Genomic DNA, 18,496 nt, shown 5'->3' with positions numbered 1-18,496 from the left:
AGGTAGATAGGACAGAGGTGGAAGTGTAGTAATACATGTAGCTGACTGTTACTAATAGATCGAAGGCTTAACCAAGAAGGTTTGATTCAAAGAATCTGTATGAAATTTTGAAGGTGTTATACCTTTTATATTCCTCCTTAGCTCAGTCGGTAGAGCATGCGGCTGTTAACCGCAGTGTCGTTGGTTCGAGTCCAACAGGGGGAGTTTTTTATTACGCAGATATATTTCTGCGCTATATCTTTATGGCTCCGTGGTCAAGCGGTTAAGACATCGCCCTTTCACGGCGGTAACACGGGTTCGATTCCCGTCGGAGTCACTGATTGAAGTAGCACTTATGACTAAATACGTATCGTACTAAACTCGAACGTCGCTACGCTTGTTTTCGTTAAGTGCTCATAACAGGCCGATGTGGCTCAATTGGCAGAGCAGCTGATTTGTAATCAGCAGGTTATCGGTTCGAGTCCGATCATCGGCTTTTAATTTGGACCTTTAGCTCAGTTGGTTAGAGCAACCGGCTCATAACCGGTCGGTCCTGGGTTCGAGTCCCCGAAGGTCCACTCTATAGTTAAAGGTTTTGTACTCGATTTCTTTTATTTGGCCTAATGGCTCAGTTGGTTAGAGCGCCGCCCTGTCACGGCGGAGGTCGCGGGTTCGAGTCCCGCTTGGGTCGTTATGGGATCTTAGCTCAGCTGGGAGAGCATCTGCCTTACAAGCAGAGGGTCATAGGTTCGAGCCCTATAGGTCCCATTATATATGTCATCTGATTTGAACCATCATATGTCATATAGTAGTAGCACTTTAAGTGCTCGTAACAGCACTTGACTACTAAGCTCGAACATCACTAAGGGTCAAGTATGTATCGCACTAAACTCGAACGGCGCTATGCTTGTTCTCGTTAAGTGCTCGTAACAAGCCGCAGTGGCGGAACTGGCAGACGCGCAGGACTTAAAATCCTGTGGTGGTGACATCGTACCGGTTCGATTCCGGTCTGCGGCAGTTCATTTTTTCCTTGACAAACCAAGAAAAAGATGTATAATTAAATATGTTGTGTGAGCAACGTATAAATAGTATGTGTGTGTAGCTCAGCTGGATAGAGCACTTGGCTACGGACCAAGGTGTCGGGGGTTCGAATCCTCTCACGCACGTCTTACAAAAAAGGACAAGGCAGTTTACCTTGTCCTTTTTGTTATAGCCTATTTCTTATGAAATATCTGCATAGCCCCATAAGTGCGGGGAATCTGCTTGGCAGAGACTTTTCGTGATGGGCAGGAAAAGTTCTTGCAAGTGTCGCAGGAGTTGCATAATTGATTTAATGCCGCGTGGCGCTTGGTATCTAAATGCAGGATCAGGGTGGCGGTCTTTAAGGGACTTAGCATATTGCTCTCAGTCAGGCTTATGTCACCTGGATTAAGGTTATCATAGATCTGTGGAAGCAGATCCAAAGGATAGTCATCGCCCAGAAATGACAATTTTTCCAGGTAGAGGCTGCTTTCACCTTCGATCATATGGGCAAAGTCCTCGTATGCCTTAGAGAGGAGCAGGAGGCTGATACAATCCACGATATAAGCCTCCTGTATCTGTTCATGATTGAGATAGAGTTCCGAAAATTCATCAACACCATTCCCTAAGGTCACAAAGCCATAGGCATAGTGAGAAAGGGAAATCCCGGGGAGATCCTGCTTTAAAGAATAATAGGCATAGCAATCGACCAGGGGCAGGAGCGCCTGATAAATCGCCTGGATCCGCCTTAATTCCTTTGCAGGAAAATGAAAACGGTCGCAAAAATCTTTCCAATCGCCGGTGGATAATTTGGGCAGCAGTTTACACTTCATGAGATCCATCCTCCTCCCCATTGCGTTTGATAAGATCTGCAATTTCCCCAAAACGTGCGTTTACCAGGTCGTAGTTCTTGCGATGATGGGGAAAGGCACAGTTCATACAGGATTTGACTCCATTTTCTAAAAATTCATAGTTCCCGCCACAGGACTTGCCCAGAGCATAAAGCGGACAATAACAAAAAAGACAGTTAAAGTCAGCCTCCGGGATGCCCTTATGACAGGGAAAATATTCACATTTTTTATTCTGAAAAAATTTATAATATTGACTCATGAGATTATCATACCCTATTTTGCATAAAGTTCAAAGAAAAGATCATATAAGTCTGCCTGCCGGTGGTTTCTTTGCTCAAATTGTGGTATTCTAAGTAGGCATGCATATTGGAAATATCATGGTTATAGTGACCATGTAAATAGCAATAGATGGAAGACCAAACGGAAGAAAACGACAGTTACTCGTGGAGGATTGGAAGAAAAAATGAACTTACTTACTATAAAAAATCTGACGAAGGCATATACCGATAAGGTCCTGTTTGATGGGATCGATTTTAGTCTGGAAGATGGTGAAAAAGTCGGCATCATCGGGATTAACGGTACAGGCAAATCAACCCTTTTGCGCATTATTGCAGGCATCGAGGAAGGGGATACCGGGGAATATACCAAGGGTAATCATGTGGTGATCAATTATCTGCCACAGAATCCGGAATTTGCACCGGGACAGACGATCCTGGAATATGTCATTGGACAGAACCAGATGCATGGCATAGCAGGAGATACCAGCCTTTCCGGAGACTATGGCGTGGAGGGAGAAGCCAAGAGTATTTTAAACCGTCTGGGCTTTACGGACCTGAATCAGCCGATCGATCATTTATCCGGGGGACAAAAGAAAAAGGTTGCCCTGGCAGCCGTCCTTTTATCAAAAAATGAGATTCTGATCATGGATGAGCCGACCAACCATTTGGATCACAATATGACAGAATGGCTGGAGGGCTGGCTCAAGTCTTATCGGGGTAGTCTGATCATGATCACGCATGACAGGTATTTTCTGGATCTGGTCTGCAATCGTATCGTGGAACTGGATAAAGGAAAATTATATTCATACAAAACAAATTATGAAGGATTTCTTGCGCTTAAGGCAGAGCGGGAGGAGATGGCGCTGTCTACGCAGGCAAAACATCAAAATATCCTGCGCAAGGAGATCGCCTGGATGCAGCGTGGGGCAAGAGCGCGTTCGACCAAGCAGAAAGCCCATATTAAGCGTTATGAGGCTTTGCGCGATGAGGAAAAGGTAGCCGTGGATACGGAGGTGGAGATTGGCAGTCTGTCGACGCGTCTGGGCAATAAAACGATCGAGATGGATGATATTGCAATCGCCTATGAGGGAAAGCCACTGATCCGGGATTTTACCTATCATTTCTTGAAGAAAGACCGTATTGGCATTCTGGGACCAAATGGCTGCGGCAAGACCACCCTCTTAAAGATGATCATGGGAGAAGTGCAGCCGGATCAAGGACGTATTGAGATCGGGGAAACGGTCAATATCGGTTATTATGCGCAGGAGGCAAAGGATATGGATCCGGGACAGCGTGTCATTGATTATATCAAGGATACCGCCGAATATATCCGCACGGAAGACGGCTATATCTCTGCGTCACAGATGTTGGAAAAGTTTTTATTTGCAGGCTCTTTGCAGTACCAGATGATCGGAAAATTATCCGGTGGCGAGAAAAGACGACTTTATCTGGCAAAAATACTGATGGGAGCACCAAATGTTTTGATCTTAGATGAGCCGACCAACGATCTGGATATTTCTACCCTTTGTATTTTGGAAGATTATCTTGACACATTTCCGGGGATTTTGATCACGGTTTCCCATGACCGCTATTTCTTAGACCGCGTGGTCGATCATATGCTGGTATTTGAGTGGGCAGGAAAAATCTCCCTTTTTAACGGCTCTTATCAGGAATATTATGAGACCTATGGCGGGGAGAGTCTGACGGATCCGGGGGAAAAAGACAAGACAGGTCAGCAGACTGGGGAAGAAACGGCAAATCTGTCCGGTGCCCAGGCTTATAAAATGCAAAAGGAACAGAGCAAGAAACTGAAATTTACTTACAATGAACAGCGGGAATATGAAAGTATCGAGGATGACATTGCAGGCTTGGAAGAAGCATTGGAAAAATTAGATGAGGATATGGCTGCCAATGCGACCAACTCCGTGAAATTAGGTGAGTTGCTGGAGGAGAAAAAGAAAGTCGAGCAGACTCTGGAAGAAAAAATGGAGCGCTGGGAACATTTAGAGGATCTGGCGGCTAAGATCGCAGCACAGTAGGGACGTTCCTTTTGCCACATGGACTGTCCCGTTTGGCACAGATAAGCAAAGAGAAAGAGGTAAGTTTTGATGGAAAAGATTAAGAAAAAATACATAGGGACAGGGGCATTTTACCGGCGTTATTTATATCTGGCGCTGCCAATGATCCTACAGAATGCCATTACCAATCTGGTCAGTTTTTTGGATAATATCATGGTGGGACAATTGGGCACGGAGCAGATGTCCGGCGTTGCCATTGTCAACCAGTTGATTTTTGTCTACAATCTGGCGATCTTTGGCGCGGCATCCGCGGCGAGCATTTTTGGCGCTCAGTATTTTGGTAAGGGCGACCACAAGGGGCATATGTATTCCTTCCGTTTTAAGTTGTATGCGACTTTGCTGGTCACGGTCATTGCCATGACTTTGTTTGCAAGTCGAGGAAGCCAGTTGATCTCTTTATATCTGACAGATACGACAGGAAGCGGAGCGACAGAAGTGGCTTTAAAATATGGTCTGCAATATCTGGCGGTCATGCTGTTTGGTTTGATACCGTTTGCCGTCAACCAGTCTTATGCAACCAATATCAAGGAAACAGGACAGACCATGGTGCCGATGATCGCAAGTTTTGTGGCGGTAGGTTCCAATGCAGTCTTAGATTACCTTCTGATCTTTGGAATCGGACCATTTCCCAAATTGGGCGTTGTGGGAGCCGCACTGGCAACGGTCTTGGCGCGTTATATTGAGGCGGGGATCGTGATCCTATGGGCGCATACCCACCAGACGAAAAACCGCTATCTGGAGGGAGCCTACCGGGGATTCGGCATACCGAAGGCCGAACTTAAAGCAATCCTTGTCAAGGGACTGCCCCTTATGATCAATGAAGTCTTGTGGGCAGCAGGTATGACGACGGTCAACCAGTGCTATTCCATCCGCGGCATTGCTGTTGTGGCAGGTGTCAATATTGCGGCAACGATCACAAATCTCTTTAATATCGTCTATATCCAACTGGGAGCCTGCATCAGCATTATCGTTGGGCAGTATCTGGGAGCGGGAGATTTGGAGGAAGCCAAGGATGCCGATAACAAGATGATCGCTTTCAGTGTATTCTGCTGTGTCATTGTGGCTTTTTGCATGTTTGTACTGGGACGCTTTTTCCCGCGTATTTATAACACTACGGATGAAATCAAATCGTTGGCGGCAAATTTCATTGCGGTATCTGCCATGATCATGCCGTTTTGCTCCTTTTCGCATGCCTCTTATTTTACCCTGCGTTCCGGGGGAAAGACCTTTGTCACCTTTTTGTTTGACTCCGTCTTTACCTGGGTGGTCGTGGTACCGGTGGCATATGTGCTGGCGCATTTTACGGGGCTTGGCATCGTAAGCATTTACTTTTTCGTACAGGCGACCGAACTGATCAAGGTCATCATTGGTTACTTTATGGTGAAAAGCAATGTCTGGCTGGTGCAGATGGTATAGAAAATTCTTACTTGCGCAGTAAGGCAAGGAAACGTATACTAGGAGTAAAGATATGCCACGAAACCGAGGTTTTGGGGCTGGGATTGGAGCGCAAAGGAGAAGATATGGCTGAGAGAAATGTAATTTGGAGTGATCGCAAGAGAACTTTATTTGGCTTGCCACTGAGTTTTACAAAATATACTTTGACGGAGGATCGTCTGTTTGTCCAGACCGGTTTTTTTACGACGGTAGAGGATGAGGTACGTTTGTATCGTATTCTGGATGTGAAACTGACCCGTACGCTGGGACAAAAGATCTTTGGCGTGGGAACCATTCAGGTATGTTCCGCAGACAAGAGCATGGCGGATTTTGAGATCGTCAGTGTAAAAAATGCGGCAGAGGTCAAAGAACGTCTGTCAGAATTAGTGGAGAAAAATCGTGTAGAAAAGCGTGTGATCAACCGTGAGTCTATGTTTGACAATGACGGCGATCCTGATGACGATGATGAGGATCTGCACTAAGAAGGTATAAAGCAAAAAGGGACGCTCCTTATGGCAAAAGGAGTGTCCCGAAAGAGGAACTACAGTACGCGCTGTAGTTCCATTTTTTTATTTACGAGTAAGATGTCAGCATATTTGCCCGGCGTAATGGAGCCGACTTGGCCGTAGATGCCAAGGCTTTTTGCCGGATGTATGGTGGCAGCAGCAATGGCTTCTTCCATAGGAACGCCGATCTCGATGGCATGACACATACTGTCATAGAGGTTGGTCACGGAGCCGGCGATGGTACCGTCATCCAATGTGGCAAGTTTGCCTTTGACATGGAAGATCTGACCGCCCAGTTCATAAGAACCATCCGAAAGTCCCGTGCCACGGATGGAATCACTGATGAGACAGATATGGTCAGGAAACATGCGAAAGGCGTTGCGGATCATGGTGCCGTGGACATGGATGCCATCGGCAATGAGTTCGGCATAGATATTTTCAGCATCCATGGCGGCACCGATCAGTCCCGGTTCTCTGTGAAGAAGAGAAGGCATGGCGTTGAATAGATGTGTCAGATGGTCAGCCCCGGCAGTAATCGCTTTTTCTGCGGTAGCACAGTCGCAGGAAGTATGGCCGAGGGAAATCGTTACTTTCTCGTGATAGTCTCGGATAAAGTCGATATTGTCGGCGATGTTTGGGGCGACCGTTACCAGACGGATGGCACCCGATGCAGCCTTTTGACAGGCATCAAAAAATGCTGCACTTGCCGGACGCAGATAGCATGCCTGATGAGCACCTTTTTTTGCCTCATCCAAAAATGGTCCTTCCATATTGATACCGGCGATACGGGCATAACCGGATTCCACCGGATTCTGACCGGAAGCAGGTTGATCTGTTCTGACGTTTGCCAGATGGAAAAAGGATGGATCATCCAGACTGGCGTAAGCGGTTTCCAGAGTCTCCTGCGGCAGTGTCATGGAGGTTGGGCAGTAGGTCGTGATGCCGTGTGCTCTCTCATAGGCTAAAATCTTTTTGACACCACCCTTATCGCCATCCGAAAAATCACAACCGACTGCGCCGTGGCTATGGATGTCGATCAGTCCGGGAAGAACAAATTGCCCTTCAGCATCGATGACATCTGCCTTATCTTCCGTGTAGGCATTCGGCGAGACAAATCTGCCGTCCTCTATATAAATATCTTTTTTTTCAAATCTTTTGTCTTGGGTAAAGACCAGTCCATTTTTAATGATCATAATGTGCATCTTCTTTCTTAAAGTCTTGTGCCAAAAGGGACACTCCTTGTGGCAAAAGGAACGTCCCTAAAGGAGGGACAGGGCTTCTTCGTCGGCAACTACGATCACATCCGGGTGGAGTTGCAGGATGGAAGCCGGAACCTGTGGCGTGATCGGTCCGTAGAGGGCATCGTAGATCGCCTGTGCCTTTGCCTTACCACTGGCAAGCAGGAGGATCTTTTTGGCTTCCATGATACCGCCGATCCCCATGGTAATGGCATGTGTCGGAACTTCTTCCATAGAGGCAAAGAAGCGGGCATTGGCACTTCTGGTATTTTCGGAAAGGGTTACCACATGGGTTGCCTTGATATAAGAGTCAGTCGGCTCGTTGAAACCGATATGACCATTGCCACCGATACCGAGCAGTTGCAGGTCGATGCCGCCGCAGGCAGCGATCAGATCATCATATGCCTTGCAGGCTTCCTCTGGATCCTCGGTAAGACCGTTTGGTACAAAGGTGCGGTCTTTGTTGACGTTGACATGGTTAAAGAGATTATCATTCATAAAATAGCGATAACTCTGGACATCAGCGGCACCGAGCCCCTTGTATTCATCCAGGTTGATGGTGGTGACCTGTGAAAAATCAATATCTCCCTTTTCGTACCACTCGATCAACTGCTTGTAAGTGCCTACCGGGGTAGATCCGGTTGCAAGTCCCAGCACGGAGGTCGGCTTTAAAATGACCTGTGCGGAAATGATGTTGGCAGCCTTACGGCTCAGTTCCTTAAAATCCTTTACTTTGTATAATAGCATAATATCCACTCCTTGCCTTTTGATTTCTTCTTTGTTATCATGTAAATGAAAATTATTTTCATTTCAAAGGTATAATATCACAATTATTTTCATAATACAATTATTTTTGAAAATCATTTTCAAAAATGAAAAGGAAAGACGGCGGATGGAACAGCAGAATATCCTATTAAAAATACAGTCCATGGGAAATCAATTTACCAAGAAAGAAAGACAACTGGCAGATTATTGCCTGTCCCATCAGGACGAGATCATATATATGTCGATCACGGATCTGGCGCTTGCCTGTGGGGTGGGGGAAGCCAGTGTGACACGTTTTTGCCGCAAATTGGGCGCGCAGGGCTATCAGGATTTTAAGGTGCAGGTTTCAATCAGTCAGGCGCGGGTCGGAGCGATCTTAGAAGCCCATGCAGACGATAGGACGGGGGTAGAACATAGGCCGGAGCCGGAGGCGGCAGCCGGACAGACGGACTGGGCACAGAAGGTTTTCCTTGCTCACCGGAAGGCTCTGCATGAGACCATGCTGCTGGTGGATGAGAAAACTCTGCTTTCCATCGTGCAGATGTTTGAGCAGGCGGACAGGATCCACTTTTTTGGCGTCAGCGACAGTCTTTTGATGGCACGAGAGGCGCACAGCAGGTTCGCCCGTGTCATGCCAAAGGTTGTCTGTGTGGAGGATCCCCACTTGCAGGCGATCGCGGCAACCATGATGACAGAGCGCGACGTCATGTTTATTTTTTCTTATTCCGGTGCCAGCAAGGATGCGGTACAGGTGGCGAGATTAGCCCATGAGGCGGGAGCAAAAGTGGCAGCAGTTACGCATTACACCAAGTCGCCGCTGACGGCTTATGCGGATGCCATCCTTTTGACCGGTATGCGTGAGGCACCTTTAGAGCGAGGCTCTATGGCGGCAAAAACGGCGCAACTATATCTGATCGACCTTTTATATCAGAGGTTTTATGAGAGAAACCGCGAAGAATGTCAAAAGAACAGTGAGCGGGCGATTGAGACAGTCGTGCGCGAGACCTACTAAGATAAGCAGGAGGATAAAAGTTTCGGCTTTGAGAGAAAATTTCTTGGATTTGAAACTTTTTTTGCTTCTGTGGCGTCTAATATATAGTTTCGAAACAAAAACAGATGATGGAGGTGAAAACATGCAGTCCTTTTTTCGCACAAAGAAAACAGAAGATGACAAACAGGAAATTGTCGAGGAAGCACTGCTTGCAAACTATGATTCTTACTATCGGCTGGCTTACGCTTATGTAAAAAATCCCGAAGATGCGGGAGATATTGTGCAGGAGGGAGCCTATCAGGCGATCAAAAAGTGCAGGACCTTAGAAAAGCCGGAATACGTTAAGACCTGGCTTTATCGCCTGATGCTCAATGAGGTATTTAGTTTTTGCCGGAAAAAGCAAAAGACGGTGAGTACGGAGGAAGTCGTGACGGAGCCATGGACGGAGGATCGTTATCAGGACATGGATCTCTGGAAGGCGCTGGATGCCTTGGAGGACAAGGATAGAACCGTGATCCTGCTGCGCTATTTTGAGGAGTATAAGATCAGTGAGATAGCAGACATTATGGATGAAAAAGTGAGTACGATCAAGAGCCGTCTGTATCGGGGCATCAAGAAGATGCGTATACAGATGGAGAATGACTGGATATGGGAGGAATAAGCATGGAACAAAAAGATTTGAAAGCATATAAAGAAGATTATGCATCCGTTCATATGAGCGAAGATCAAGTGGAGCAGATGAAAAAAAGGATGCAGCAGGCAAAACAGGAAACGCAAGGGAAAAAGATCATAGAGATGGGAAAAAGAGGAAACCGCATCTTAAAAATAGGGGCGACGGCAGCGGCAGTAGCCCTGGTATTTGTGGCTTTGCCAAATACATCGGCAAGCGTGGCGCAGGCAATGGAGCAGGTGCCGGTCTTGGGAAATCTGGTGAGCGCCGTTACTTTCCGTGATTATCAGTATGATGATGGCAAGAACGTGGCGGATGTCGATGAGCCAAAACTCGTGGCAGGGGATACGGACAATGCTAATGTGGCGCAGTCTGTAACAGAAGTCAATGCGGAGATCGCAGCGATCAGCGAACGCTATATCACAGAGTTTGAGAACAATATGAGAAATCAGGGCTATCAGGATATTACGATCAAACATGAAGTGATCAGCACGACTGATGATTACTTTACCTTGAAACTCATGTGTTATCAGGCGGCAGGCAGCGGCTCGGAAGAAGATTATTACTATACGATCGATCTTGCGACCGGACAGCGTCTTGCTTTAGCAGACCTTTTCAAGGATGGTGCAGACTATGTGACACCGATCAGCAAGAATATCAAAAAGCAGATGCGGGCACAGATGAAAGCGGATGAGAATGTGATGTATTGGATCGACGACCCGGAAGTGGCAGAGTCGAACTTTGATGCGATCGCTGCTGACCAATCCTTTTATCTAAATGACAAGGGCAACATTGTGATCTGCTTTAACGAAGGCGATGTCGGACCGATGTCTATGGGCTGTCCTAGTTTTGAAATCCCACACAAAGTGGTTTCTGATATTTTGAAGTAGTGGCACACAGGACGAAGAATGGCAGATAGGAGATCAGATATCTGGCATTTGTCTCAAAAAGTGTGACCATGGCAAAGATGCCGAGAAGTGCCAGATGGATCAGACATTCCTCTGATGTGGAAGGACGCTTCAACAAGAGAAAAGCATGATAGAAACAAAGCAGTAAGGTGCAGATCCAGACGATCTGCGCCAACTGCACATAATAAGTGAAATATTTTCCACCGGTGCCGATGACATAGTCGGCATCGGTATTTTTCATATAGTAGAAATTTTCTAACAACCGGGAAATCCCGTCCGATCTTTGTGGGATATATTCATCAAAATCTGCGCCCTCTTTGCCCCAGCCAAAGGTTCCGTTGGAAAAATTACAGACAGTCTTTCGCAGGACATGATAGAGATAACCGGAGAAGCCCATATCCTGCAAACGTTTCTTGAGCAGGGTCAGATTGGCATCTTTTTTTGCATCGTAATCGTAGATGGATGTCGAGAGCCCATCGTCGGTTTGGCTGTAATTGCCGATGGTCTTTTCGTTCAGTCCCATCATGGCATAGTGAGCGAAAGATTTTTCCACGCTCTTATCCGGTGCTATAGCCAGATAGGATGTCATGCCTTTGGAAGCAAGCGCGGAAAGGGCAAAAAGAGCGGCAAAGGTGCAAAGCATCACGATTGCTTTTTTCAGACCATACTGAAATTGCCCGCGTACAAGGTCCAAGGCAAAAAGGATAGCCAGTGCGATCAGGATGATGAGATTGGTCGGTTTGAGCAGGCGTCCAAAGATCGCAGGCAGGCAGATCAGAGAGGTTTTTATCCAAAGTGGCATAGTATCTTTTCGCTTCATTTGCAGGTAGAGGTAAAAGGTCAGGATCGGCAAAGGCAGGGATAAAATGTCGCTGTAAGGGACAAAGATCCAAGGGGACAGCCCAAAGAGCAGCAAACCCAGAAGAAAAGTACCACTGACGACCGCGCGGGAGTCTGTCAGAAGCAGGACGCAGCGGCAGGTCAGATAGAGGGAGATATTGCTGCAGAGGATGCCAAAGAGGATCAAAAGATAATAGCCGCCTACAGAGAAAGACTTTCCTATTTGCAGGAAAAGCACCGTAATAAAATAAATGCAGGTATTGTTGGGATTGGTGGCAAAGTAAGTCGGGGCATAAGGGTAGACTTGTCCCTGCACAAAATACTGGGCGCTGATACGCACGATCCCGACATCAAAGCCTACATAAAACCAGATATGATAGGCGATAAAGACCTGTAAAAGGAGGGCGAGCAGACAGGCAAGGCGCAGATGCCCTAAGTTGGCGCTTGCGCAGCTTTTTACCATAAAACGCCGCCACAGATACAGGAGCGGGAGACAGGGCAAGAGGTAGCAGGCGATCGGGGCGTTTTCCTTTAAGTAAGGAAGTTCCACAGTTCTCTGGAAAAAAATGAGGGCAGTAAAGATAAATGCCATCATAATAAAAAAGACTATATCGAAAAACTTATATTTTTGCATAATATTCTCCAAACAACAAAACTTAACGAAAATATGCTATCATTATATCATAAGTAAGACATACAGGGGGACGGGATGAAGAAAAATCGCATGACCTATCTGGATATGGCAAAGGGAATCGGTATCCTGCTTATGATCGTGGGGCATACTATATCTTTGGGCTGGCAAAAGGATCTGATCTATTCTTTCCATATGCCTCTTTTTTTTGTATGCAGCGGTATGACCATGGTTTTGTCAAACAACTGGCTGGAGTGGAGAGAGGCTGCCAAAAAATCGGCAAAACGCCTGCTCTTACCGGCACTTGTTCTGTTTATGGTCATGACTTTATGGACTTATCTTGTGGAAGGGCAGTTTGACGCGGCATACACAAAAGACTTTGCCCTGAATCGGCTGGCAAGTCTTTTGCTGGCGAGTGGATCGGATGTCATGGTCTTTGGAAAAGAAGTTGCAGCGATCGGTCTGCTCTGGTTTTTGCCGGCTCTTTTCTTTGCCCGGCTGCTTTTGGATGCCCTCCATCTGCTGATGCCGAAGAAATGGGAAAGTTTGGTTCTTCTTGCATGGGCACTGGTTCTTATATTGCATCTGCCACTGCCTCTGGCGCTGGATCTGGGACTTGCCGGGATGGGCTTTGTGGACATCGGTATCTGGCTAAGAGAAAGATTGCCACAGTGGGAGCAGGAAGGAAAAAAGAAGATTGCGACAGGGGATAAAGCTCTAATCGGTGCAGGTATCTTCTGGTTTTTGGCATTTCTTTTACAGGAAAAATCCGCCGTGCTCGCCTTTGACATGGCACAAAGAGACTATGGTATTACTTTTCTTGGGCTTGCCATGGCTGCCTGTGGCAGTCTTAGCCTTATACTTTTGTGCCGAAAGTTAGAAAAGTATGTGCGCGCGGATGGTTTTCTGGCGACTTGTGGCAGATACAGCATGCTGCTTTTGTCCATACATTATCTGGGCTATCTGCCTTATCTGTATTATGGATCTCTTTTTCCTATGGGAGTAGTTCGATGCCTGCTTCGCCTTGTGCTGGAGGTTTGTTTTAGTTTTTTCCTTATACTATGGAAGAAAAAGAAGGAGATACAGCAGGAGGTCTGGTGGAGCCGGTTGGCTTTTCTGGCAGTCTTTTTGCTTCAGATGAATTATCTGCTCTTTTGCCGTTTCCCGGGAGGCCTGCAGTATGATTCCATCAATCAACTGACCCAGGTTGTGACCGGGCAGTACAGCAACCACCATCCGATCTATCACACACTCTGGCTGACACTGGGCGCAAAACTGGCAGAAATATTGGGCGGAGACCTGACGTTGGGGGTATTCTTCTTTACCGTCATGCAAGTTCTTGTTTTTTCCTATATGGTGTCCTATCTTTTAAAGACCTTGCAGCAGATCGGGATCAGGCAAAGATATCTGGGGATTATTCTGGGCTATTTCCTCGTTTTTCCCTATCATCTTTTCTTTGCTGCTTATGTCAATAAAGATACGCTCTTTACCTGTTGCGGTGTCATCTTTGTTGTGTCATTTTATCGTTTGTCCTGTGCGCATTTTGCAGGATCGAAACGAGCAGATGTCTGGCACATGCTGATCGGCGGTCTGGGGCTAGCCCTCTTGCGGAGCAATGGGTTGGTTGCCATTGGGATTTTGTTCTTTATCTTTTTGCTGGGGCACAAAAAGGATGGCGAGAGCATCCGGCTGGCGGTCATGGGATGTGTGGTGGCAATCTCTGTGGTCTTAGTGGCTGGACTAAGACTATTCCCGGAGATCAATCCGGGCTATGAATCTGAAAAATTTTCCATTCCCATCCAGCAGATCGCGCGTGTGATCGCAGAAGATAAGGAGTTATCAAAAGAGGAAAGGCAGGCGGTGGATGCATTGTGCCCGGAGGTCTCCCATATGACGGGGCAGACCTTTTCACAGTTTATCCATGACAATTACAATCCATGGCGTGCAGATGAGATCAAGGGACAGATCCAATTTTGGGGCAGGGATGCTTATTTGAAAGAGCATAAGTCAGATTATCTGAAATTGTGGGTGTCTTTAGGCCTTCGCTATCCGGATATCTATTTTCAGGCATGGGTCAAAATGACAAATGGTTATTGGGGCTGGCGTGGCTATTCTGACTATCATCATGTCACTTATGAAAATGGTCTCGGGGTAAAAAATATGATCCTGTTGCCAAAGGTCAATCGGGCAGTCAATGCCTATCTGCTTTTTATGCAGGAGAATACGATCATGAAATATTTCTTGCATCCGTCAAGTGCATGGTGGTGCTGTGTTGCCTTTTTGCTGATGCAGTTACGAAAAAAGCGTGAGAGGGGAAATCTTTATGTACTGCCACTGACGGTGGCCTGGACACTTTTTGTCGCGGTACCGCTGAATGGGGAAGTACGCTATGTTTACATATTATATGGATGCCTGCCGTTTTTGGCAGCAATTTTATTTGACCGGACTGCGGAGTAGTGGTTCGGTCTTTTTATGCCACACATGTAAAAACATGTGTCTTGTCACCTGACAAGCACTGTGGTATACTCCTAAAAGTATTAAGAAGTACAAAGGAGCAATTTATGTCAATCGTAGAGGATATCATCAGATTAAAGGAAGAAAAGAATGCGGTTATCTTAGCGCATTATTATGTGGACGAGGAAGTGCAGGATATTGCAGATTACATCGGCGATTCTTTTTATTTGAGCAAGGTGGCAACAAAGACGGATGCTGACCGCATCATCTTTTGTGGTGTTGAGTTTATGGGAGAGAGTGCCAAGATCTTAAATCCGGACAAGTGTGTTTTTATGCCGGATGCGACAGCAGACTGTCCGATGGCACATATGGCGACCGGGGAGGAAATCGAAAAGGTCAAAGCCCAGTATGAAGATGTGGCTGTTGTATGCTACATCAATTCGACTGCGGAATTAAAGACCATGGCAGATGTCTGCGTGACTTCATCCAATGCAGTGAAGATTGTGCGCAAACTGCCAAATGAAAACATTTTCTTTATCCCGGACCGTAATCTGGGATCGTATGTGGCAGAACAGGTGCCGGAAAAGAATATTATTTTAAATGCGGGTTGCTGTCCACGCCATGTCGCTATTACAGCGGACAAGGTAAAGGAGGCGAAAGCGGCACATCCAAATGCCCTTTTTGCAGCCCACCCGGAGTGTACCAAGGACGTTTTGGTGCAGGCAGATTATATAGGAAGTACCTCGGGTATCATTGACTACGTTGTAAATACTAACCACGACGAGTTCATCATCGGTACCGTGGATGGCGTTTTTGCTGAGATCAAAAAGCAGGCACCGGGCAAGAAACTTTACACGGTCAAGGATCAGCAGGTCTGCGTCAATATGAAAAAGGTGACTTTGGAAAAGGTTTTAGATGTTTTGGCACATGATACCAACGAGGTCTTTGTAGAAAAGAATCTGGCAGAAAAATCCATGAAGTCTTTACAAAAAATGCTGGAATTAGGCCAGTAATGTTTGGAGATGTAAGAAAATGAAAACAGATATTTTAGTTGCAGGATGCGGCTGCTCCGGTCTTTATCTTGCACTTAATTTGTCCAAAGATAAGGAAATACTGATCGTGACCAAGTCCGATGCCCAGAGTAATGATTCCTATCTGGCCCAGGGCGGCATGTGCGTGCTTACAAGGGAAGATGATTATGATGCTTACTTTGAAGATACGCTGGCTGCCGGACATTATGAAAACGACCGCAAATCCGTAGAGATCATGATTCGGTCATCGCAGGATGTTTTAAAGGATCTGATCGGCTGGGGCGCAGATTTTAAAAAGGATGCGGATGGCAACCTGCTTTATACCAGAGAGGGCGCGCACAGTGCCAAACGTATCGTCTTCCATGAGGATGTGACCGGAAAAGAGATCACGAGTCACCTTTTGGCAGAGGCGAGAAAACGTGAGAATATCAAGATCATGGAATATACCACACTTGTAGATATTGTCAGCGCAGATAATGTTTGCTATGGCGGCATCCTTTGTATGGCAGACGGAACTCTTGAAAAAGTCAGTGCAGAAGAAGTCGTGCTCGCGACCGGCGGTGTCGGCGGTGTCTATCGCCATTCGACCAATTTCAGACACCTGACAGGTGACGGCATAGCCATGGCGATCAAGCATGGGGTGGAACTCAAGGACATCACCTATGTGCAGATCCATCCGACGACTTTTTATTCCACAGAAAAGGAACAGAGGAGTTTTTTGATCTCTGAGTCTGTGCGTGGGGAAGGTGCAAAATTATATGACAAATATGGCAACCGTTTTGTCAATGAACTTTTGCCGCGGGATCTTTTGACCCAGGAGATCCGCAAGCAGATGGAAAAAGATGGTACGGACTATGTCTGGGAAGACCTGCGGGAGATCCCGGCAGAGGAACTGGATTCCCATTTTCCAAATATTATTGAGCATTGTCGGCAGATGGGCTATGATGTGCATAAGGAATGTATTCCGGTCGTGCCGGCACAGCATTATTTTATGGGGGGCATCAAGGTCAACCATGAAAGCAAGACAAGTATGGAACATCTGTATGCCGTAGGTGAGACTGCCTGCAATGGTGTGCATGGCAAAAACCGTCTTGCCAGCAATTCCCTTTTGGAGAGTCTGGTCTTTGCAAAAAGGGCAGCATTGGATATGACGGAAAACCCGGGCAAAAGGGATGAAGATGCCGGGCGCAGGATCATGGATGCGATTGACCTTTCGACCTATGAGGATCGGGAGGCTTTGGAAGAAGAATATCAGTCAATGGTGCAGCAGGCAGTCAAGGCAAGTTCATAAGAGATATTTTTTAGAGGAGAGAGATTATGTTTGATCAGGTAACAATGACATTAAATGTAGACCCATATATCAGAAGCGCATTACAGGAGGACATCACGAGTGAGGATGTCAGCACCAACAGTGTGATGCCGGAGGCAAAACTTGGAGAGGTGGATCTGATCTGCAAACAGGATGGAATCATCTGTGGTTTACAGATCTTCAGCCGTGTGTTTGAGATGCTGGATCCAAAGACAAAGATCGAACTTTTTGCAAAAGACGGGGACGCGGTAAAAGCCGGGGATCATATGGCAAAGGTGACTGGGGATATCCGTGTGCTTTTGTGCGGAGAACGTACGGCACTCAATTATTTGCAGCGCATGAGCGGTATCGCGACTTATACCCATCAGATCACAGGCATGCTGGAAGGTACCGGCATCAAACTTTTGGATACCAGAAAGACAACGCCAAACAACCGTATTTTTGAAAAATATGCGGTTCGTGTGGGTGGGGGAAATAACCACCGTTATAATTTGACAGATGGGGTTCTTTTAAAGGATAATCATATTGGTGCAGCAGGCGGCGTGAAGGAAGCCATTGCGCGCGCCAAGGAATATGCGCCGTTTGTCCGCAAGATCGAGGTGGAAGTCGAAGATCTTGCCATGGTAAAAGAGGCAGTTGAGGCTGGCGCGGACATTATCATGTTAGATAATATGGATCATGATACCATGGCACAGGCAATGGCGATCATTGACGGAAAGGCAGAGGTCGAAGTCAGCGGCAATATGACCGAGGAAAATCTGGCAAAATTATCCGGTCTGGGTGTGGATTATGTTTCCAGCGGTGCGCTGACACATTCGGCACCGATCATGGATATTTCCTTGAAAAATCTGCATCCGATCGGAGCGTGAGGTAAGAAAAGTTGAGTGGAGAAGAACGTAGAAATCAGATCATTCATATTTTGCAATCGAGCGATACGCCTATCTCCGGTGTCAAACTGGCAAAGATGCTTGATGTGAGCCGGCAGGTCATTGTGCAGGATGTGGCATTGCTCCGTGCTAAGGACATCTGTATTCATTCGACCAACAGGGGCTATGTCATCGACAAGAATCAGGAGACCCTGCGTGTCTTCAAGGTCATCCATACAGAGGAGGAGACGGCAGAGGAACTACAGACCATCATTGATCTGGGAGGCTGGGTCAAGGATGTCTTTGTCTATCACAAGACCTATGGTGTGATCCGTGGAGAACTGAATATCCATTCCCGCTATGATATCGAGCAGTATATTGCAGAACTCAAAAGTGGCAAATCCAGCCAGTTGATGAATGTGACATCGGGCTATCATTATCATACAGTTTATGCGCGGGATGAGGCGGTCCTAGACCGGATTCAGGAACTCTTGGGAGAAAAAGGATTTTTGGCGAAATTGCAGGAATATGAACCGGTGAACTTTTGGGAAGAATCCTAGAGATAAAATCCGCAGATACATTTTGTGTCTGCGGATTTTTTTATGGGCGTAAGTGAGAAAGCACTGGGGGCGGGCAGGCGCAGGCAC

At 46.7% G+C, this 18,496-nt stretch carries 16 protein-coding genes and 8 tRNA genes; 19 read left to right on the top strand and 5 right to left on the bottom strand.

The features are described 5' to 3' along the window. Nucleotides 1-131: 131 nt before the first annotated feature. The 8 genes from H8R94_RS03915 (at nt 132) to H8R94_RS03880 (ending at nt 1,145) form a co-directional block, all read left to right on the top strand. Nucleotides 132-204: transfer RNA gene (locus H8R94_RS03915), tRNA-Asn, on the top strand. A 40-nt stretch (nt 205-244) separates the two neighbouring features. After that, nucleotides 245-316: transfer RNA gene (locus tag H8R94_RS03910), tRNA-Glu, on the top strand. A gap of 86 nt (nt 317-402) precedes the next feature. Continuing rightward, nucleotides 403-475 (top strand) — tRNA-Thr (locus tag H8R94_RS03905). 8 nt (nt 476-483) lie between these two features. Further along, nucleotides 484-557, top strand: a tRNA-Ile gene (locus tag H8R94_RS03900). A gap of 39 nt (nt 558-596) precedes the next feature. Then, nucleotides 597-670, top strand: a tRNA-Asp gene (locus tag H8R94_RS03895). A 4-nt stretch (nt 671-674) separates the two neighbouring features. Then, a tRNA-Val gene (locus H8R94_RS03890) sits at nt 675-747 on the top strand. A 165-nt stretch (nt 748-912) separates the two neighbouring features. After that, nucleotides 913-996: transfer RNA gene (locus H8R94_RS03885), tRNA-Leu, on the top strand. A 75-nt stretch (nt 997-1,071) separates the two neighbouring features. After that, nucleotides 1,072-1,145: transfer RNA gene (locus H8R94_RS03880), tRNA-Arg, on the top strand. 48 nt (nt 1,146-1,193) lie between these two features. On the opposite strand, the gene H8R94_RS03875 is transcribed toward H8R94_RS03880, so the two are convergent. Both H8R94_RS03875 and H8R94_RS03870 read right to left on the bottom strand, forming a co-directional pair. Further along, entirely contained in the window at nt 1,194-1,832 is a 639-nt protein-coding gene (locus H8R94_RS03875) for a hypothetical protein (RefSeq protein ID WP_186853941.1), read from the bottom strand. Beyond that, on the bottom strand, nt 1,822-2,109 hold the full coding sequence (locus H8R94_RS03870) for a cysteine-rich small domain-containing protein (RefSeq protein ID WP_118280715.1): 288 nt from the start codon (nt 2,107-2,109) through the stop codon (nt 1,822-1,824). Before H8R94_RS03870 ends, H8R94_RS03875 begins: the two co-directional genes overlap by 11 nt. 204 nt (nt 2,110-2,313) lie before the next feature. On the opposite strand from H8R94_RS03870, the gene H8R94_RS03865 reads away from it, so the two are divergent. From H8R94_RS03865 to H8R94_RS03855, 3 genes are all read left to right on the top strand, one after another. Then, nucleotides 2,314-4,167, top strand: coding sequence for an ABC-F family ATP-binding cassette domain-containing protein (locus H8R94_RS03865; protein WP_186853940.1), 1,854 nt, complete (start codon nt 2,314-2,316; stop codon nt 4,165-4,167). Between the two features lie 69 nt (nt 4,168-4,236). Continuing rightward, nucleotides 4,237-5,622 (top strand): MATE family efflux transporter, encoded by a 1,386-nt coding sequence (locus H8R94_RS03860; RefSeq protein ID WP_118280717.1) that lies wholly within the window; start codon nt 4,237-4,239, stop codon nt 5,620-5,622. A 104-nt stretch (nt 5,623-5,726) separates the two neighbouring features. Next, complete coding sequence (locus tag H8R94_RS03855; protein WP_118280718.1) at nt 5,727-6,122, top strand: PH domain-containing protein; 396 nt, start codon at nt 5,727-5,729, stop codon at nt 6,120-6,122. Nucleotides 6,123-6,181: 59 nt separating this feature from the next. Here H8R94_RS03855 and nagA read toward each other — a convergent pair whose 3' ends face one another. Then, on the bottom strand, nt 6,182-7,339 hold the full coding sequence (gene nagA, locus H8R94_RS03850; RefSeq protein WP_186853939.1) for an N-acetylglucosamine-6-phosphate deacetylase: 1,158 nt from the start codon (nt 7,337-7,339) through the stop codon (nt 6,182-6,184). Nucleotides 7,340-7,405: 66 nt separating this feature from the next. After that, on the bottom strand, nt 7,406-8,131 hold the full coding sequence (gene nagB / locus H8R94_RS03845) for a glucosamine-6-phosphate deaminase (RefSeq protein ID WP_186853938.1): 726 nt from the start codon (nt 8,129-8,131) through the stop codon (nt 7,406-7,408). Between the two features lie 145 nt (nt 8,132-8,276). On the opposite strand from nagB, the gene H8R94_RS03840 reads away from it, so the two are divergent. From H8R94_RS03840 to H8R94_RS03830, 3 genes are all read left to right on the top strand, one after another. Further along, on the top strand, nt 8,277-9,161 hold the full coding sequence (locus H8R94_RS03840; RefSeq protein ID WP_118534489.1) for a MurR/RpiR family transcriptional regulator: 885 nt from the start codon (nt 8,277-8,279) through the stop codon (nt 9,159-9,161). Nucleotides 9,162-9,282: 121 nt separating this feature from the next. Next, on the top strand, nt 9,283-9,801 hold the full coding sequence (locus H8R94_RS03835; RefSeq protein ID WP_118281348.1) for an RNA polymerase sigma factor: 519 nt from the start codon (nt 9,283-9,285) through the stop codon (nt 9,799-9,801). Between the two features lie 2 nt (nt 9,802-9,803). Then, nucleotides 9,804-10,700: an RsiV family protein gene (locus H8R94_RS03830; protein ID WP_186853937.1), complete on the top strand. Its 897-nt coding sequence runs from the start codon at nt 9,804-9,806 to the stop codon at nt 10,698-10,700. Here the strand turns inward: H8R94_RS03830 and H8R94_RS03825 are convergent. Next, nucleotides 10,654-12,192, bottom strand: coding sequence for a glycosyltransferase family protein (locus tag H8R94_RS03825; RefSeq protein WP_186853936.1), 1,539 nt, complete (start codon nt 12,190-12,192; stop codon nt 10,654-10,656). The two genes, H8R94_RS03830 and H8R94_RS03825, sit on opposite strands and share 47 nt — an antisense overlap. A gap of 75 nt (nt 12,193-12,267) precedes the next feature. Between H8R94_RS03825 and H8R94_RS03820 the strand changes: the two genes are divergently transcribed. The 5 genes from H8R94_RS03820 to H8R94_RS03800 all read left to right on the top strand — a co-directional run bounded on the left by H8R94_RS03820 (nt 12,268) and on the right by H8R94_RS03800 (nt 18,409). Continuing rightward, nucleotides 12,268-14,646, top strand: a complete 2,379-nt coding sequence (locus tag H8R94_RS03820) for a DUF6020 family protein (RefSeq protein WP_186853935.1) — start codon at nt 12,268-12,270, stop codon at nt 14,644-14,646. Nucleotides 14,647-14,750: 104 nt separating this feature from the next. Then, on the top strand, nt 14,751-15,656 hold the full coding sequence (nadA, locus tag H8R94_RS03815; protein ID WP_186853934.1) for a quinolinate synthase NadA: 906 nt from the start codon (nt 14,751-14,753) through the stop codon (nt 15,654-15,656). A gap of 19 nt (nt 15,657-15,675) precedes the next feature. After that, the gene (locus H8R94_RS03810) at nt 15,676-16,965 is read left to right on the top strand and encodes an L-aspartate oxidase (protein ID WP_186853933.1); all 1,290 of its coding nucleotides are present in this window, start codon (nt 15,676-15,678) and stop codon (nt 16,963-16,965) included. 26 nt (nt 16,966-16,991) lie between these two features. Further along, a complete protein-coding gene (gene nadC / locus H8R94_RS03805; protein ID WP_186853932.1) occupies nt 16,992-17,852 on the top strand; it encodes a carboxylating nicotinate-nucleotide diphosphorylase in 861 nt (286 codons plus the stop codon). A gap of 11 nt (nt 17,853-17,863) precedes the next feature. Continuing rightward, nucleotides 17,864-18,409, top strand: coding sequence for a transcription repressor NadR (locus H8R94_RS03800; protein ID WP_118280728.1), 546 nt, complete (start codon nt 17,864-17,866; stop codon nt 18,407-18,409). Nucleotides 18,410-18,496: the final 87 nt, after the last annotated feature.

This window comes from Roseburia lenta (assembly GCF_014287435.1).
GTDB lineage: Bacteria > Bacillota > Clostridia > Lachnospirales > Lachnospiraceae > Pararoseburia > Pararoseburia lenta.
The sequence above is the reverse complement of the archived record's forward strand: the minus strand, read 5'-3'. Positions and strand labels throughout refer to the sequence as shown.

What these genes read in the sequence shown, in the direction of transcription:
- H8R94_RS03875 (WP_186853941.1), bottom strand. Translation starts at nt 1,832, where the DNA reads ATGAAGTGTAAACTGCTGCCCAAATTATCCACCGGCGATTGGAAAGAT.
- H8R94_RS03870 (WP_118280715.1), bottom strand. Translation starts at nt 2,109, where the DNA reads ATGAGTCAATATTATAAATTTTTTCAGAATAAAAAATGTGAATATTTT.
- H8R94_RS03865 (WP_186853940.1), top strand. Translation starts at nt 2,314, where the DNA reads ATGAACTTACTTACTATAAAAAATCTGACGAAGGCATATACCGATAAG.
- H8R94_RS03860 (WP_118280717.1), top strand. Translation starts at nt 4,237, where the DNA reads ATGGAAAAGATTAAGAAAAAATACATAGGGACAGGGGCATTTTACCGG.
- H8R94_RS03855 (WP_118280718.1), top strand. Translation starts at nt 5,727, where the DNA reads ATGGCTGAGAGAAATGTAATTTGGAGTGATCGCAAGAGAACTTTATTT.
- nagA (WP_186853939.1), bottom strand. Translation starts at nt 7,339, where the DNA reads ATGATCATTAAAAATGGACTGGTCTTTACCCAAGACAAAAGATTTGAA.
- nagB (WP_186853938.1), bottom strand. Translation starts at nt 8,131, where the DNA reads ATGCTATTATACAAAGTAAAGGATTTTAAGGAACTGAGCCGTAAGGCT.
- H8R94_RS03840 (WP_118534489.1), top strand. Translation starts at nt 8,277, where the DNA reads ATGGAACAGCAGAATATCCTATTAAAAATACAGTCCATGGGAAATCAA.
- H8R94_RS03835 (WP_118281348.1), top strand. Translation starts at nt 9,283, where the DNA reads ATGCAGTCCTTTTTTCGCACAAAGAAAACAGAAGATGACAAACAGGAA.
- H8R94_RS03830 (WP_186853937.1), top strand. Translation starts at nt 9,804, where the DNA reads ATGGAACAAAAAGATTTGAAAGCATATAAAGAAGATTATGCATCCGTT.
- H8R94_RS03825 (WP_186853936.1), bottom strand. Translation starts at nt 12,192, where the DNA reads ATGCAAAAATATAAGTTTTTCGATATAGTCTTTTTTATTATGATGGCA.
- H8R94_RS03820 (WP_186853935.1), top strand. Translation starts at nt 12,268, where the DNA reads ATGAAGAAAAATCGCATGACCTATCTGGATATGGCAAAGGGAATCGGT.
- nadA (WP_186853934.1), top strand. Translation starts at nt 14,751, where the DNA reads ATGTCAATCGTAGAGGATATCATCAGATTAAAGGAAGAAAAGAATGCG.
- H8R94_RS03810 (WP_186853933.1), top strand. Translation starts at nt 15,676, where the DNA reads ATGAAAACAGATATTTTAGTTGCAGGATGCGGCTGCTCCGGTCTTTAT.
- nadC (WP_186853932.1), top strand. Translation starts at nt 16,992, where the DNA reads ATGTTTGATCAGGTAACAATGACATTAAATGTAGACCCATATATCAGA.